The organism is Streptomyces sp. NPDC127092 (assembly GCF_042722475.1).
Lineage (GTDB): Bacteria > Actinomycetota > Actinomycetes > Streptomycetales > Streptomycetaceae > Streptomyces.
In genome coordinates, this window is record NZ_JBHXFE010000124.1 from 840 (window position 1) to 1239 (window position 400).

1 pseudogene is annotated in these 400 nt (G+C 70.8%); it reads right to left on the bottom strand.

Going from position 1 to position 400, the window contains the following annotated elements:
• A pseudogene (locus tag ACFWJO_RS37800) lies at nt 1-400 on the bottom strand (glycoside hydrolase family 65 protein); the annotation flags it as partial.

The following is a 400-nucleotide window of genomic DNA, read 5'->3' on the forward strand; positions in this document are numbered from 1 at the left end:
ATCTCGATGTACCGCAGCACCGAGTAGGCGATGTCCAGGGAGACGTGCCGCTGGTTGTGGGAGTTGTCCGGCATCCACATGCGCGAGCGCGGGTTCCACAGCTCGGTGGGCGTCTCCTCGGAGCCGTCCGCGCCGGACTGCCACGGGTACATGGCGCCGGCCCAGCCCGCGGCCTGGGCGTTGGCGCGGGCCTCGTTGAGACGCCGGTAGCGGTACATCAGCAGGCCGCGGGTGATCTCGGGGCGGCGCAGCGTGAGCATGGGGTAGACGTAGATCTCGTCCCAGAAGATGTGGCCGCGGTAGCCCTCGCCGTGCAGGCCGCGCGCCCCCACGGAGGCGTCCAGGTCCCGGCGGCGGCCGTAGGCCGTCTGGAGCACGTGGAACGTGTGCAGGTTCAGCG